Here is a 14,932-nt window from a genome sequence, read left to right as displayed (position 1 = left end):
GCTGATGGGATTGATGGACGAATTCCCGCGCGTGTTCGAGATCATCGAGCCCAAACGAACAGTGGCGACGTAGCCGGCGTCATTCGCGGCAATCCTCCCGTGAAACGGGGAGTCCGCATCGTGCGACGTCGCATCCACCGCTCCAGGAGACGAAACGCTGTGGAGCGCCGATCGCGCGCGCAGTGGTGCCGCTGTCCTACCGTCTATTCCGCGCTGCTTACCAGCTTGATCTTCGGAGCGGCTGCTTCCATCAGGCTGCGATAGGCCGCGAGGTAGTCCTGCGCCATGCGCCGCGCGGTGAAGCGCTGCTCGAACCGCTTGCGGATCGCGTCGCGGCTGAGCTGCGATAGGCGACTCACGGCGGCCACCGCGCTGATCTCGTCCTCGACGACAAAGCCGGTAAGGCCGTCGTCGATGATCTCCGGCACCGAGCCACGGTTGAAGGCGATCACTGGCGTGCCGCAAGCCATCGCTTCGATCATGACCAGGCCGAACGGTTCCGGCCAGTCGATGGGCACCAACAGGCCGATGGCCCCACTCAGGAAGTCGGACTTTTCGCAATCTCCGATCTCACCGATATATTCCACGTGCGGGTTGGCGGTGATCAGCGGGCAAATCACTTCGTCGTAATAGTCCTGGTCGGCACGGTCGATTTTGGCAGCGATCTTCAGTGGAACCCCGCAACGTGTGGCGATCTTGATGGCACGGTCAACTCCCTTCTCAGGCGCAATCCTGCCGAGCACGGCGAGATAATTCGGACGCGCGGGTTTGGGCGTCAGGAGAGTCTCCGGCAAGCCGTGATGCACTGTCTGCACCCAGTTCGCCTGCGGAACCGGCCGGCGCTGTGCATTTGAAATCGAGATTACCGGCACGGAAGAAAAGGTGTCGAACACCGGCTGGTGCTCTGGGAGATCGAGACGTCCGTGCAGGGTCGTCACGAATGGCGTGGGCTGGCGACAGAACAGCGAGAACGGATAGTAATCGAGGTGGAAATGCAGGAAGTCGAATTCCTCCTCATCACATTTTTGCCTTACCCGCTCCAACATCACCGTGTGCAATGCGTTCGGATCCCGCACCGCGCCGTCGAGACGCAGTGCCTTCGGCCACAAAGCTTCGAGCTTCGCTGACGTCTGGGAATCGCCGCTGGCGAACAGGGTGACTTCATGTCCGAGCGCTACCAGCTCTTCGGTCAACCAGTGCACCACCCGCTCGGTGCCGCCATAAAGCCTGGGTGGAACAGCCTCCGTCAACGGAGCTACCTGCGCGATGCGCATCTCGCTATCTCCTCGCTGCAATCATGGAAGAATTTACCCCCTGCTGATGTCGGCACCGGCATGCCTGGCAAAGAACGGTCTCGCGCCTGCGGAAGTTCCGTTCAACAAAGGTTACTTTCCTTGACAGATGGACATCGGGGCGATCGCTCGGAAAAACAGTGTGATGGAACAGACCGGCGCCATCGGTGTTCAGTGGACCAACGGCGAGCAGTTCTGCTGAACCAGCACTGCTGATCTTCCGTATGTCTCGGGTGGGGCGACTACCGCATGATGGACCAACTTTCAGGATACGCGCAGCGGCCGTTCGCCTTCGTATCGCGATACGTGCGCCGGAGGTGGGTATCCCACCTGGTGATCCTGGCCGCAGTGGTGGCCGCGGTTGCCTGTTCGGTGAGCACGCAGTACGGCGTCAAGTATCTCGTGGACATTTTGTCGATGGGACCCGCGTATGGCCACAGCGTATGGCAGGCATTCGCTTTGCTCATATCGCTGATCGCGGCGGACAACTTCCTGTGGCGCATCGCAAGCTGGGTCGCGAGCTTCACCTTTGTGCGCATCACCGGAGACCTTCGACGCGACATCTTTCGCCATCTGACCGGCCATGCGCCCAGCTATTTCAGCGACCGTCTGCCGGGGATGCTGACCAGCCGCATCACCGCAACATCCAACGCCGTTTTCACGGTCGAGAACATGCTGGTGTGGAACGTGCTGCCGCCATGCATTGCGACGTTTGTGGCCATCGTGCTAATCGGAACCGTTAGCCTGCCGATGGCCGCCGGCCTGATCGTCGTCGCCGGCGGCATGGTGATTGCCATCTTTCACCTCGCCGCCGCCGGCAAGCCGCTGCACAACGACTTCGCGGATAAGGCCGCTCTGGTCGATGGCGAGATGATCGACGTGATCAGCAACATGCCGCTGGTACGGGCGTTCTGCGGGATCAGCCACGAGCAAGAACGGTTTGACGCGACCGTCGGCCGCGAACTGGCCGCGCGTAGCCGCAGCCTGCGCTATCTGGAAAAACTGCGTATCACCCATGCGGCCGTGACAGTCGTGTTGACGATTGCGCTGCTCGCCTGGGCCATCACGCTGTGGCAGCGCGGCCATGCCACCACCGGAGACGTCGTTCTGGTCTGCACGCTCGGGCTTTCGATCCTGAACGCCACGCGCGATCTTGCGGTGGCTCTGGTCGACGTCACCCAGCACGTGGCCCGACTGACCGAAGCGATCGCGACATTGCTGGTGCCGCATGAACTGCGCGATCATCCCGAAGCCGGGCCCCTGCTCAAGAGCGGCGCGGCGATCTCCTTCAACAACATCTCGTTCGGCTATCCCGGCGGCAACGAAATCTTCGAACGGTTCGGCCTACGATTGCAGCCAGGCCAGCGGGTCGGGCTGGTCGGCCAATCCGGTGCCGGCAAGTCCACACTCTTCGTTCTGTTGCAGCGGTTCTACGACGTGAAGCAGGGCAGCATCACCATCGACGGCCAGGACATTTCCAAGGTCACGCAGCAGAGCCTGCGCGAGGCGATATCCGTTGTGCCGCAGGACATTTCCCTGTTTCATCGTTCCATCCGGGAAAACATCCGTTACGGCCGGCCGAATGCCACCGACGATGAGGTTTTGCGCGCCGCCATCGCGGCGCGCTGCGATTTCGTCGAGATGCTGCCGGAGGGGCTCGACACCATGGTCGGTGACCGGGGCGTGAAACTGTCAGGCGGCCAGCGACAACGCATCGCGATTGCGCGCGCATTCCTCAAGGACGCGCCGATCCTGCTCCTGGACGAGGCGACGGCTGCGCTCGACAGCGAGTCGGAGGAGGCGATCCGGGAAGCGCTTGCGCGGCTGATGCGCGGCCGCACCGTGATCGCGATCGCGCACCGTCTTGCGACGCTGCGCAATTTCGACCGGGTGGTGGTGCTGAAGTCGGGCAAGATCATCGAGGATGGACCGCCAGATCGTTTGATGCAGGGCCATGGTCCCTACCGCGAGCTGGTGACGCAGGAAATGAATCGGCTCGCCAGGTTCGCGGCGTAGGGCATCCGGACGCGAAGCCTTGGCGCAATGAACGGTTTTCCGAAGACGATCACGCTGAATCAAGGAACCGAGCGCGAGGGTGATCCAGCGCAAGAATTGTGCTCTAGTGCAGCCGTCGCATTCGGGTCGGTTGCGTTTCTCGAAGCGTGGGGTATCGCGCGAGGTCAAGCATGTCAGCCGAGGTCGTAACCCAAGTCGTATCGGCGTCACGCCCCAAGGAGCCGGTCGCGGAACAGCCGTTCTACATTCCGATGACAGGGCCCGGGGCCAGGCCGCGACGCTCGCTCAAGCATGACGACACATTCATCGTCCTGGACAGCCATGGCGATATCGGCGCCTCGGCCGGCGGTCCCGACGGTCTCTTCAACTGTGATACGCGCTATCTCGCGCGGCTGGAACTGGTGCTTGACGGCGTCCAGCCTCTGCTGCTCGGCTCCAATCTCCGCGACGACAATTCCGCGCTGACCGTCGATCTCACCAATCCCGATATCTACCGTCACGGCAGGATCGTCCTGCAAAAGGACATGCTGCACGTCGTGCGCACCATCTTCCTGTGGCGGGGTACGGCCTTTCAGCGCATTGGCCTGCAGAACCATGGCGATCGCCCCGCGAGCTTCGAAGTCACCTTGTTGTATGACAACGACTTCGCCGACTTGTTCGAGGTTCGCGGCGAACGGCGGCCCCGGCGTGGCACCGGGTCCGGCAAGTTGCTCGGTGCGAGCGACGTGGTGCTGGAATATCGAGGGCTCGACGACATGGTGCGCACGACGGCGCTGCATTTCGATCCGCAGCCGACGCGTCTGACGGTCAATGCCGCCACGTGGTGTCTGGATCTCAAGCCGCACCAGGTCACCTCCTTGTTCGTCGCCGCGTCCTGCAATCGGCCGCCGACGCTGCACTCCGCACGATTCTTTTCGGGCCTGCTCGCGCATCGGCGCGAGATGCGCCAGTCGACCGTCGGCGCCACGAGCATCGAGACATCGAACAACATTTTCAACGAGGTGCTGTGCCAGGCGATGGCCGACCTGAACATGCTGATGACGGACACGCCGCAGGGTCGTTATCCCTATGCCGGGATTCCCTGGTATTCGACGACGTTCGGCCGGGACGGCTTGATCACGGCGCTCCAGATGCTGTGGATCGACGAGCGCGTGGCCAAGGGCGTCTTGAAGCGGCTCGCGCATTTTCAAGCCACGGCCAACAACGCGCTCGCCGACGCCGAGCCGGGTAAGATCCTGCACGAGATGCGCGGCGGCGAGATGGCCGCGTTGCGCGAGGTGCCGTTTGCGCAGTATTACGGCAGCGTCGACTCCACCCCGTTGTTCGTGTTGCTTGCCGGCCTGTATTTCGAGCGGAGCGGCGATGAGCAGACCCTCGCCGAGCTGTGGCCGTGCATCGAGGCGGCGCTCGGCTGGATCGACGGGCCCGGCGATCCCGACCGCGACGGCTTTATCGAATATCGGCGCGCTTCCGAGCAGGGGCTCGCCAACCAGGGCTGGAAGGACTCTTACGACGCGATCTTTCATGCCGATGGCACGCTCGCGGAAGGTCATATCGCGCTCGCGGAGGTGCAGGGCTATGTGTTCGCCGCTAAGCGCCTTGCCGCGCGCTGTGCCGCCCACCTCGGCAAGGGAGAGATCGCGCGGCGGCTGGAGGCGGAGGCGCAGGCGCTTGCCGCTCGCTTCGAGGAGGCGTTCTGGTGCGAGCAACTGGGCACCTACGCGCTGGCGCTTGACGGTGCGAAGAAGCCCTGCGCCGTCCGCACCTCGAATGCCGGACAGCTCCTGTTTTCCGGGATGGTGCGGGAAGATCGTGCCCGCAAAGTCGCGGCCGATCTGCTGCGGCCGCATTTCTTCAGCGGATGGGGTATCCGCACCGTCGCGCTCGGAGAGGCGCGCTACAACCCGATGTCCTACCATGACGGTTCGATCTGGCCGCACGACAACGCGCTGATCGCGCTGGGACTTGCACACTACGGCCTGAAGCATTCGGTAGCCCATCTCTTCAGGGGATTGTTCGAGGCGGCGACCTACATGGATTTGCGGCGCCTGCCGGAATTGTTCTGCGGCTTCCGGCGCGAGAAGCGGCGCGGTCCGACGCTTTATCCGGTGGCCTGTGCGCCACAGGCCTGGGCCAGCGCCACGCCGTTCACTCTGCTGGAAGCCGCGCTCGGGCTCGAGTTCGACGTCGCGCGCGGCGAGATCCGGCTGCGCAATCCGCATCTGCCGCCTTTCCTCAATGAGGTGATCCTGCGCGAGCTGCGCCTGGGACCATCCAGCGTCGATCTCAGGATCCGCTGCCATGGAGATGACGTGTCACTGGAGGTCTTGCGTACGCGCGGCAGGATCCAGGTATCGATCGTGCTGGCGCGCTAGGTCCTGGGATCGTGAGAGGAGGTTCATATGAGTCGCACGTGGCGATTCATCTGGTTCATCCCGGTTGCGGCGTTTTGCGCCGTCCCGCTCATCCCGTCGCATGCCAGGGACGAGGCGCCGGCGCAGCCGGGCCCGGCCCCTCCATCACCCACGGCGGCGCCGGCCAGTCCGAAGGAACCCGCTCCGCCGCCTTCGGTGACCATCATCGGGCCGAGGGACGCGCATGGCGTGCTCGGCCGCGAGGTTCGCAGCCCAGCCAACGAGGACATGGGGCGCATCGTCGACATTGTTGTCGATCGCACCGGCACTGCGCGGGCGGCCGTCATCGATTTCGGCGGATTTCTCGGTGTGGGCAGCCGGAAAATCGTCGTCGACTGGAATGCACTGCATTTCGGCCAGCTTGCCAACAAGCGCGACACCATCATCCTCGAGTTGACCAAGGCCCAGGTGGCGGCGGCGCCTGAATACAAGGTGGACAAGCCGATCGTCGTGCTGGGCGCGTCGGGCAGCCTGCAGCCCTTGCAGGTCATTCCTTAATATACGTGGGAAAGCAGACTGCCGGTGCACTTGTCCGAAAAGCCGACCGATCCGCGCGATCATCAGGGTGGCCAAGCTCAAAGCCGCAGCGGCGATTCCGTGCCGCCATCAACTTCACAACCAAGCGAGATGCCTTCGCCATCCAGGCAGAGCCTGCGGGGGCTCGATTGGTTCATCTTCTTCCTCGCCGATGTCCAGACCGGTTTCGGCCCGTTCATCGCGGTCTATCTGACGACACAGAAGTGGACCCAGGCCGAAATCGGACTCGTCCTGTCGATCGGCGGCATCGTCGGCCTGATCGGGCAGATGCCCGGCGGTGCGATCATCGACGCGGCGAAATCCGAGCGGCTGGTCGCGGGACTTGCGATTGCGACCATCGGCGTCTGCGCGCTCGCCTATGCCGTCTGGCCGATCTTCCCGGTGGTAGTGGCGGCAGCAACGCTGCACGCCGCGGCCAGCTGCGTCCTGGGTCCGGCGATCGCGGCCATCACGCTCGGTCTGGTCGGGCGGGGGGCCATGGGCGAGCGGCTCGGCCGCAACGCGCGTTTTGCCTCTCTCGGCAACGGGGTCGCGGCCGCGGTGATGGGCACCTGCGGTTCGCTCGTGTCGAGTCGTTCGGTCTTTCTCGTTACCTGCGTGCTGGCGATTCCGACCCTGCTTGCGCTTTGGCGTATCCGGGAAGATGAGATCGATGTAGCCCGCGCCCACGGCGCGATCTATCGCGAGGCATCGAGTGCGGCGGAAACTAGTGTTTGGACGCTCCTGCGCCAGCGGCCGCTCCTGATCTTCGCGGGCGGCGTTCTGCTCCTGCACCTGGCCAACGCCGCGATGCTGCCGCTGATGGCAGGCGTGGTCACGACCCGCTCGAGCCAATGGGCGCCCGTCTTGATCGCCGCCTGCATCATCGTGCCGCAGGCGATCGTGGCGTTGATGTCACCTGCGGTCGGCAGGAATGCGCAAAGCTGGGGCCGCCGGCCCCTGCTTCTGATCGGCTTCGCAGCGCTGGCGATTCGCGGTCTGCTGTTTGCGACGGTGAGCGATCCGTATCTCCTCGTCCTTGTACAAGTCTTCGACGGCATCACCGCGGCGGTTTTTGCCGTCATGGTGCCGCTCATCGTGGCGGACGTCACCTTCGGCAGCGGGCACTTCAACCTGGCGCAGGGAATCGTCGGAACCGCGACCGGCATCGGCGCCTCGCTCAGCACCGCGATTGCCGGCTACATCAGCGACACGTTCGGGAGCAGCTCCGCGTTCTTGTCGCTCGCCGGCATCGCCGCCGTCGGATTCATGCTGATCTGGCAGTTGATGCCGGAAACCCGGCGCAGCATACGCTGAGCGGTTTCGAAAAAATGGCCGGCCAAACAACGTTTGGCCGGCCAGTCTCGGGAGGAACTCACACAGTCCGGTGTATCAGGCGTCCATATTGTGCAGGCGCTGACGGTTGCGCAGCACGATCTGGCGCGCGCCGGAGAAGCCGAGAATGCCTTGAGCGTGAAGCTGCGACAGCGCCCGCGACACCGTCTCCAGCGTCAGACCGAGATAGTCGCCGATATCGCGGCGGCACATCGGCAGAGCCATCATGCCCGCCACGGCGAGACGGCGATCCATTTCGAGCAGGAAGGTCGCAACGCGCTCCATGGCGGTCTTGCGGCCGAGCAGCAGCATGTGGTCTTCGGCGTGGCGCAGTTCACCGGCGGTCATGGCCCAGAGCCTGCGGGCGACCTGGACGTCGACGCCGGCAGCCTTCTCCAGGCTGCTGCGCTTCACAAGGCGAACGGTGGTGTCGATGATGGCTTCCGCGGCGAGGCGGTGCGCCGCACCGGATTCCAGTCCAAACACGTCGCCGGGCAGGTGGAAGGCGCCGATCTGACGGCGGCCGTCGGAGAGAAGCTTGTAGCTGCGCACCGCGCCGGAGACAACCTGATAGACATATTCAGCAGGCTCGTCCTCGCCGTAGATCTCTTCATCTTTCTTATAGGAGAACTCGCTGGCGACGAGACCAACGTGGCCGGTGACGGCTCCAAACTGATCGGGGACCGGGAAGGCGGCTGCGGGGCTGACCTTGCTGCCGACTAGGGGGGTGACCTTATTGTTCAGCGTTTGCGTAAGCATGGCCATCTCCTTTGTGATGGCCATTAACTACCGCGGTTCGCCGATACCGGAAATTTAGCGCGATATCTTAAGTAGGTTTCCGTACGTAGAATCCCGTAGGTTATTGCGTCGTCTGGGGATGATCGTCCTGGATCACGGAGCGGATGCGCTTGACCAAGCTTTCCTCCAGAAGTGGCTTCATCATAACATCTTTTACCCCGGCGGCCGCGGCGCGGGTGGAGATGTTCTCGTCCGGATAACCGGTGATCAGGATCACTGGTGCCTGAATGTTGGACTTGCGCAGCCGGCCCGCGAGATCGATGCCGTTGATATCGGGCATCTTGTAGTCGATGACATAGCAGTCTGCGCCGGGGCTGCGGACGGAATTGAGTAGTGCCGTACCATTCCTGAAGGTCCGCACGGCAAAGCCGTCCGTTTCCAGCAGGAATCTCAATGATCCCAGTACGGCAGCGTCGTCGTCAACCACGTAAACTGTGTGCTTTAGAGATGACGCCACCGGCCGCTCATGTTGAACGAATACTTCAGACATGCGTATTTGCTAGCACAGGACAATAACCAGGCCTTGACTTGGCTCAATCTTTGAGCATGCCCGCTCGCATCGCGAGGCGCACCAGTTCCGAAAGGCTGTTGGCCTGCATCTTGGTCATGACGTTGGCGCGGTAGACCTCGATGGTACGCGGACTGATGTCGTACTCCCGTGCGATAAGCTTATTGGAAAGGCCGGCGATCAGGCCTTCCATGACCTGGCGTTCGCGCGGACTTAACGAGGCGACGCGCGCGGCGATGTCGTGCGCGATCGCTTCGTTCTTCGCGGCCGGCTCCGCATAGCGGATCGCCTGATCGAGCATCGCGGTCAGGCGATCGTCCTCGAACGGTTTTTCGAGAAAGTCGACGGCGCCAAGCTTCATCGCATCGACCGCGAGAGGCACGTCGCCGTGTCCTGTCATCATAACGATCGGAAACCGGCTGCCCTCCGCCTTCAGGCGTTTCAAGAGCTCGATCCCGTCAATTCCGGGCATGCGCACGTCGGACACGACGCACCCGAAATCCAGGCCGGGCAGCGCATCGAGAAAGCCCTGCGCATTTTCGAACAGAGTGACCTCGAAGCCTGACGAATCGAGCAGGAAATTCAGCGAGTCCCGCATCGCCTCGTCGTCGTCGATCACGTAGACCTTTCCTTTGCTCGGCATGGGTCAGCTCTCACCTGTGGCCGGCGGCAACGTGAATCGAAACGTTGCTCCGCCCGATGCGTTGCTCTCCGCCCACATCCGTCCCCCGTGAGCCTCGATGATCGAGCGGCTGATGGAGAGTCCTACTCCCATGCCGGTCTCCTTTGTCGTAAAGAAAGTCTGAAACAAGTTCGGCAAGACATCATCCTGGAACCCCGATCCGGTGTCGGAGACTTGCACTTCAATCATTTCGTCGTGGTCCTTGGTATTGCTCACGACCAGTTCCCGGCGCGGCGATTGCGTCATTGCTTCCAGTGCGTTGCGGAACAGGTTGACCATGACCTGCTGGATCTGGACGCGGTCGGCCAGGACGAGGTCGGCGTTCGGATTGAGGCTGAAGCGAAGCTGGACGTTCTGCTCGCGCGCACCGGCAAGGCCGAGGGCGCCGGCTTCCTCGATCAGCTTGGACAGGCTCTCGACGCGCTTTTCAGATTCGCCCCGAGCAACGAAGTCACGCAGCCGCCGGATGATCTGCCCGGCGCGAATCGCCTGTTCGGCCGCGCGGTCCATCGCGCTCTCGATTTTAGGCGTATTGGGGTCGGTTATGCCCGCGAGAAGCCGGCGCGAGCCCTTCATGTAATTGCTGATGGCGGCGAGCGGCTGGTTCAGCTCGTGGGCGAGGGCGGAGGCCATCTCTCCCATCGCGCTCAGACGCGAGACATGGACGAGCTCGGACTGCAACTCCTGCAACCGCGCCTGGGTCTGCTGGTGTTCGGTCAGGTCGCGGACGAACCCGGTGAAATAAGGTACGCCGCCGGACTGCATCTCGCCAATCGAAAGGTGCATCGGAAAAGTGGTCTCGTCTCGCCGCTTACCGGTGACGATTCGCCCGATTCCGATAATGTGCCGCTCGCCGGTCGAACGGTAGCGCGCGACGTAGTCGTCGTGGCGGGTCCGGTCCGGCTCGGGCATCAGGATGCTGACGTTCTGGCCGATCGCCTCCTGCTCGGAATAGCCGAACAGACGCTCGGCTGCGCTGCTGAACAGCTGGATCATGCCGTGTCCGTCGATGACGATCATGGCGTCAGGCACCGTCTCCAGGATCGAGCGCATGTGGCTTTCGCTGGTCCTAAGCGCCTCTTCAACCTGCTTTTCCTGGTCGATATCAAGGATGATGCCGCTCAGGTGGCGGGAAGCGCCGGATTCATCCCTGATCACGCCAGCGCGCGCGCGGATCCATTGGCCCCTTCCGGTAGACCCGCCGATTCTGAAAGAGACATCAAATGCGCCGCCCTTTTCGGCGGCCTGCCTGATCGCCTGCTCGACCCGTCCACGATCGGCCGGCCGGAGCAGCGACAGGAAGCGTTCGTAGGTAACAGCCTGGTCACGCGGCACGCCGAACAGGCTCCGCGTGACCTCGGACCACTGCAGCTCATGCGTCAGAAGGTCAAGGTCCCAGGTGCCGACCCCGAATCCCTCAATTCGGACTCGAAAATGATCGCTCCGAGCACCCTCGTCGGGCGGTTCAGCAGCGCTGGTATGGGCCAAGTTCTTGCTCCATCAGGGCCGGATCAAGTGCCGGCTCCGGGTACCACAATTTCGCTCATGGGAACGCTGGTGGCAAGTTCGACCGCCTGATTCTATTGAGGATTTCTGTGAAATCCGCCTTGCGAACGGCAGTTCTAACGACTGTTTGATCTATCTCATCCTGCCTGGCGATCGGATGGTTACAAATCAGCCCACTTGAGAGTTTCGGAGAGTGCGATGACATACGCGACCATCATGGTCAGCCTGGCCCTGGACCAGCCGAACGACGCACGTCTTCGGGCGGCGGGCGAGGTTGCGGAGCGCTTTGAGGCGACGATTGTAGGTGTCGCTGCCGCGCAATTCGCGCCCCCGCTGTACTTCGCCGATGGCGAGCAGGCCCAGAGCCTGATCGACCAAGGTGAGGACGCGATCAGGAAGAAGCTTGCCGAACTCGAAACGCTGTTCCGCGAGACGACCAGGAACAGGGGCGGGCGTGTCGAATGGCGCGGCGCCCTCGAATTTCCGGCGCGCTATACCCTGCAACAGGCGCGTTGCGCCGACATTATCGTCAGCGGTGGACAAAGCCCGGCCTTTTCCGACTCGTTTTCGCTCGCCAGTCCCAAGGATCTGGTGATGCAGGCCGGCCGTCCGCTCCTGGTCGTTCCCGACATCGCCGGCGCCCTGGATCTGCGCAGCGTCCTTGTCGCGTGGAAGGACACGCCCGAGGCCAGACGGGCTGTAGCTGACGCGCTGCCGATGTTGCGCAAGGCGAAAGACGTGTCGGTCGTCGAGATTCCGGAAGGAAAGGAAGACCGGTCGGCCGCGATGGCCCGGGTCGCCGACGTGGTCGCATGGCTGGCGCGCCATGGCATTTCCGCTTCGGCGCGAGTGTCGGAAGCGAGCCGCAACAGCAACGCGGCCAGTCACCTCGATGCGGTGGCGGGCGAAGTCGGCGCCGGCCTGATCGTGGCCGGCGCTTATGGTCATTCCCGTTTCCGCGAACTGATTCTCGGTGGTGTCACGCAGCACCTGATCAACCAATCCGCCCGTTGCGTTTTGCTGTCGCACTGACGCAGGCGAGCGGCCCCGAAACGATGCAGATGAGAACGCGCCTTGTACAAATTTCTTGAGCAGACCGCTGAGGGCTATATGACGCGCGCCGTCAAGACGGTCGCGCGGGATGTCAACATGCTCGAACTCAGCGAAATGTTCGAGCGCGACGACTTCAACTCCTATCCGGTGGAAGAGGACGGGCAGGTTGTCGGCATTGTCACCAAGTTCGACATCTTGAAATGCTTTGCGTTCACGCCGACGCAAATGATCCCGCACTACGCCGACCTGATGAATCGAACGGTCGGCGACGTGATGACGCCCGAGTTCATCTACGTCCGTCCCGACACGCGGCTTACCCGCGTGCTACAGCTCATGGTCGAGCACCGCATCCGCAGCATCCTTGTGCTCGACAACACGCAACGACTGGTCGGCATCATCTCGCGCGAGGACGTTATCGCCGCGCTCAAGACCACGGCGAGAGAATAGCTTCACGAGTTCAAGGCGTATCCCGTCGAAGAGGACGAGGCCGGTTGAATCCAGGATTTCGGACGTGATGGCGCCTGGACTCATCTGGTCTGTGTGCGTCCGGACGCCGCTGGCCCGCGTCCTCCCTCACGATTGCGCATGCCGTCGAATCGGACGCGATCAGATCGTCGGCTCCGTTGCGAAGCTCGATTCGGGAGTCCAGTCGACCCAAATGGCTCCGCACAAACGTTAGAATAAATCTAAAGGCGCTGACGTGACGTCTGAGTTCATTCGTCATGCTACGCGGCGCGTGCTGCAGCTCAGAGCAGAAACCACGGATCGGCGGCATCGGTTTGCGAGACAATACGCGGCGACTCGCTGCGCCTCGTCGCAGTGAACGTCGCCGCGGCACTGATGACGACGGCGAGAAGATGGCGCGAACGTTGGACTTTAGGACGATCTCTTCGACTTTCGTTGTGCTCTTGTCACATCGGATGCCGGCTTCGACTTTCGAACGACGTGGTTTCACGGGAAGTATGACGCGCTCGTCACTAATTGGCGATTAATCATCTAAATCCGTCCTTTTGTATGCGATCGGTGTCCATCGGTTCCGGTTCCATCGCGATCAACGTTCCGGTTCCATCGTCGTCGATCAAGCAACGTTGATTGAGATCAATTCCTCGTATTGCTCGATGTGATTTCTGGCCGCGTGTTCTTCAAGAGAGAATCCGCATGAGCCAGCCCTCAGTTTCCAAATCCATGACCATCGGTGAAAGCGGCTTGGCGGCAGTGTTCGCAGTCACCGCATTCCTGTGCGTGATTGCGGCAGCCAAAGCAGTCGATGCACCGTTTGCGTTCCATGCATCGCTCGGCGCCGTGGCGAGCCTCGCTGCAGTCTTCGCGATCATCAACCGCTATCTCAATCGCCCGGCGGCCCTGCCGCCGCAGGAGATCAACGGCCAGCCGAACTATAATCTGGGTCCCATCAAGTTCGCCTCCTTCATGGCGATGTTCTGGGGTATTGCCGGGTTCACGGTCGGTCTACTGATCGCATCCCAGCTCGCCTGGCCCTGGCTCAATTTCGATCTGCCATGGACGAACTTCGGTCGCATGCGGCCGCTGCACACCTCGGCGGTGATCTTCGCCTTTGGCGGCAACGTGTTGCTGGCGACATCGCTCTATGTCGTGCAGAAGACCTGCCGGGCACGGCTCGCCGGTGAACTCGCGCCCTGGTTCGTCGTTCTCGGCTACAACTTCTTCATTGTCATTGCCGGCACGGGCTATCTGCTCGGCGTCACGCAGGGCAAGGAATATGCCGAACCCGAATGGTACTCGGATCTCTGGCTGACGATCGTGTGGGTTATGTACCTGCTCGTCTTCCTGGTGACGGTCATCAAGCGCAAGGAACCGCACATCTACGTTGCGAACTGGTTCTTCTTCGCCTTCATCGTCACCATCGCGGTGCTCCATCTCGGCAACAATCCGACGCTGCCGGTGTCGTTCTTCGGCTCCAAGTCCTACATCGTCTGGGGCGGCGTGCAGGATGCGATGGTTCAGTGGTGGTATGGCCACAACGCAGTCGGCTTCTTCCTGACCGCCGGCTTCCTGGCCATCATGTACTACTTCGTGCCCAAGCGCGCTGAGCGTCCGGTCTACTCCTACCGGCTGTCGATCGTGCACTTCTGGGCGCTGATCTTCCTGTACATCTGGGCGGGTCCGCACCATCTGCACTACACGGCGCTGCCGGACTGGACGCAGACACTGGGCATGACCTTCTCCATCATGCTGTGGATGCCCTCATGGGGCGGCATGATCAACGGTCTGATGACGCTGTCCGGCGCCTGGGACAAGCTCCGCACCGATCCGGTGCTGCGCATGCTGGTCGTCTCCGTCGCCTTCTACGGCATGTCGACCTTCGAAGGCCCGATGATGTCGATCAAGGTGGTGAACTCGCTCAGCCACTACACTGACTGGACGATCGGCCACGTGCACTCCGGTGCCCTCGGCTGGGTCGGTTTCGTCTCCTTCGGAGCGCTGTACTGCCTCGTGCCTTGGGCCTGGAATCGCAAGGGCCTCTACAGCCTCAAGCTCGTCAACTGGCACTTCTGGATCGCCACGCTCGGCATCGTCCTCTACATCTCGGCGATGTGGGTATCCGGTATCCTGCAGGGCCTGATGTGGCGTGCCTACACATCGCTCGGCTTCCTCGAGTACTCCTTCATCGAGACTGTCGAAGCGATGCATCCCTTCTACATCATCCGTGCAGCTGGCGGAGCGCTCTTCCTGATTGGCGCGTTGATCATGGCGTACAATCTCTGGATGACCGTGCGCGTCGGTGAGGCGGAAGTGCAAGCGCCCGTCGCTCTCCAGCCGGCGGAATGAGGAG

General features: G+C 62.3%; 12 protein-coding genes. 7 read left to right on the top strand and 5 right to left on the bottom strand.

Annotation, left to right across the window (positions count from 1 at the left end):
* Positions 1-203: 203 nt before the first annotated feature.
* Positions 204-1,274, bottom strand: coding sequence for a glycosyltransferase family 4 protein (locus HY852_RS18555; protein WP_291606238.1), 1,071 nt, complete (start codon positions 1,272-1,274; stop codon positions 204-206).
* A 270-nt stretch (positions 1,275-1,544) separates the two neighbouring features.
* On the opposite strand from HY852_RS18555, the gene HY852_RS18550 reads away from it, so the two are divergent.
* The 4 genes from HY852_RS18550 (at position 1,545) to HY852_RS18535 (ending at position 7,555) form a co-directional block, all read left to right on the top strand.
* A complete protein-coding gene (locus HY852_RS18550) occupies positions 1,545-3,308 on the top strand; it encodes an ABC transporter ATP-binding protein (protein ID WP_291606262.1) in 1,764 nt (587 codons plus the stop codon).
* Positions 3,309-3,478: 170 nt separating this feature from the next.
* Complete coding sequence (locus HY852_RS18545) at positions 3,479-5,683, top strand: amylo-alpha-1,6-glucosidase (protein WP_291606237.1); 2,205 nt, start codon at positions 3,479-3,481, stop codon at positions 5,681-5,683.
* Between the two features lie 27 nt (positions 5,684-5,710).
* Positions 5,711-6,220 (top strand): PRC-barrel domain-containing protein, encoded by a 510-nt coding sequence (locus tag HY852_RS18540; protein ID WP_291606236.1) that lies wholly within the window; start codon positions 5,711-5,713, stop codon positions 6,218-6,220.
* Between the two features lie 129 nt (positions 6,221-6,349).
* Positions 6,350-7,555, top strand: coding sequence for an MFS transporter (locus tag HY852_RS18535; RefSeq protein ID WP_291606235.1), 1,206 nt, complete (start codon positions 6,350-6,352; stop codon positions 7,553-7,555).
* 75 nt (positions 7,556-7,630) lie between these two features.
* Here the strand turns inward: HY852_RS18535 and HY852_RS18530 are convergent, their stop codons facing one another.
* The 4 genes from HY852_RS18530 to fixL form a co-directional block, all read right to left on the bottom strand.
* On the bottom strand, positions 7,631-8,332 hold the full coding sequence (locus HY852_RS18530) for a helix-turn-helix domain-containing protein (RefSeq protein WP_291606234.1): 702 nt from the start codon (positions 8,330-8,332) through the stop codon (positions 7,631-7,633).
* Between the two features lie 100 nt (positions 8,333-8,432).
* Entirely contained in the window at positions 8,433-8,861 is a 429-nt protein-coding gene (locus HY852_RS18525) for a response regulator (RefSeq protein WP_291606233.1), read from the bottom strand.
* Between the two features lie 43 nt (positions 8,862-8,904).
* A complete protein-coding gene (gene fixJ, locus HY852_RS18520) occupies positions 8,905-9,522 on the bottom strand; it encodes a response regulator FixJ (protein WP_291606232.1) in 618 nt (205 codons plus the stop codon).
* Positions 9,523-9,525: 3 nt separating this feature from the next.
* Complete coding sequence (fixL, locus tag HY852_RS18515) at positions 9,526-11,049, bottom strand: sensor protein FixL (RefSeq protein ID WP_291606231.1); 1,524 nt, start codon at positions 11,047-11,049, stop codon at positions 9,526-9,528.
* 216 nt (positions 11,050-11,265) lie between these two features.
* On the opposite strand from fixL, the gene HY852_RS18510 reads away from it, so the two are divergent.
* From HY852_RS18510 to ccoN, 3 genes are all read left to right on the top strand, one after another.
* Positions 11,266-12,099 carry a universal stress protein gene (locus tag HY852_RS18510; protein WP_291606230.1) on the top strand — a complete coding sequence of 278 codons (834 nt, stop codon included), beginning with the start codon at positions 11,266-11,268 and terminating at the stop codon, positions 12,097-12,099.
* A gap of 42 nt (positions 12,100-12,141) precedes the next feature.
* The gene (locus HY852_RS18505; RefSeq protein WP_291606229.1) at positions 12,142-12,567 is read left to right on the top strand and encodes a CBS domain-containing protein; all 426 of its coding nucleotides are present in this window, start codon (positions 12,142-12,144) and stop codon (positions 12,565-12,567) included.
* A gap of 711 nt (positions 12,568-13,278) precedes the next feature.
* Entirely contained in the window at positions 13,279-14,928 is a 1,650-nt protein-coding gene (gene ccoN / locus HY852_RS18500) for a cytochrome-c oxidase, cbb3-type subunit I (protein ID WP_291606228.1), read from the top strand.
* Positions 14,929-14,932: the final 4 nt, after the last annotated feature.

Source organism: Bradyrhizobium sp. (assembly GCF_016213215.1).
Classification (GTDB): domain Bacteria; phylum Pseudomonadota; class Alphaproteobacteria; order Rhizobiales; family Xanthobacteraceae; genus Bradyrhizobium.
The sequence above is the reverse complement of the archived record's forward strand: the minus strand, read 5'-3'. Positions and strand labels throughout refer to the sequence as shown.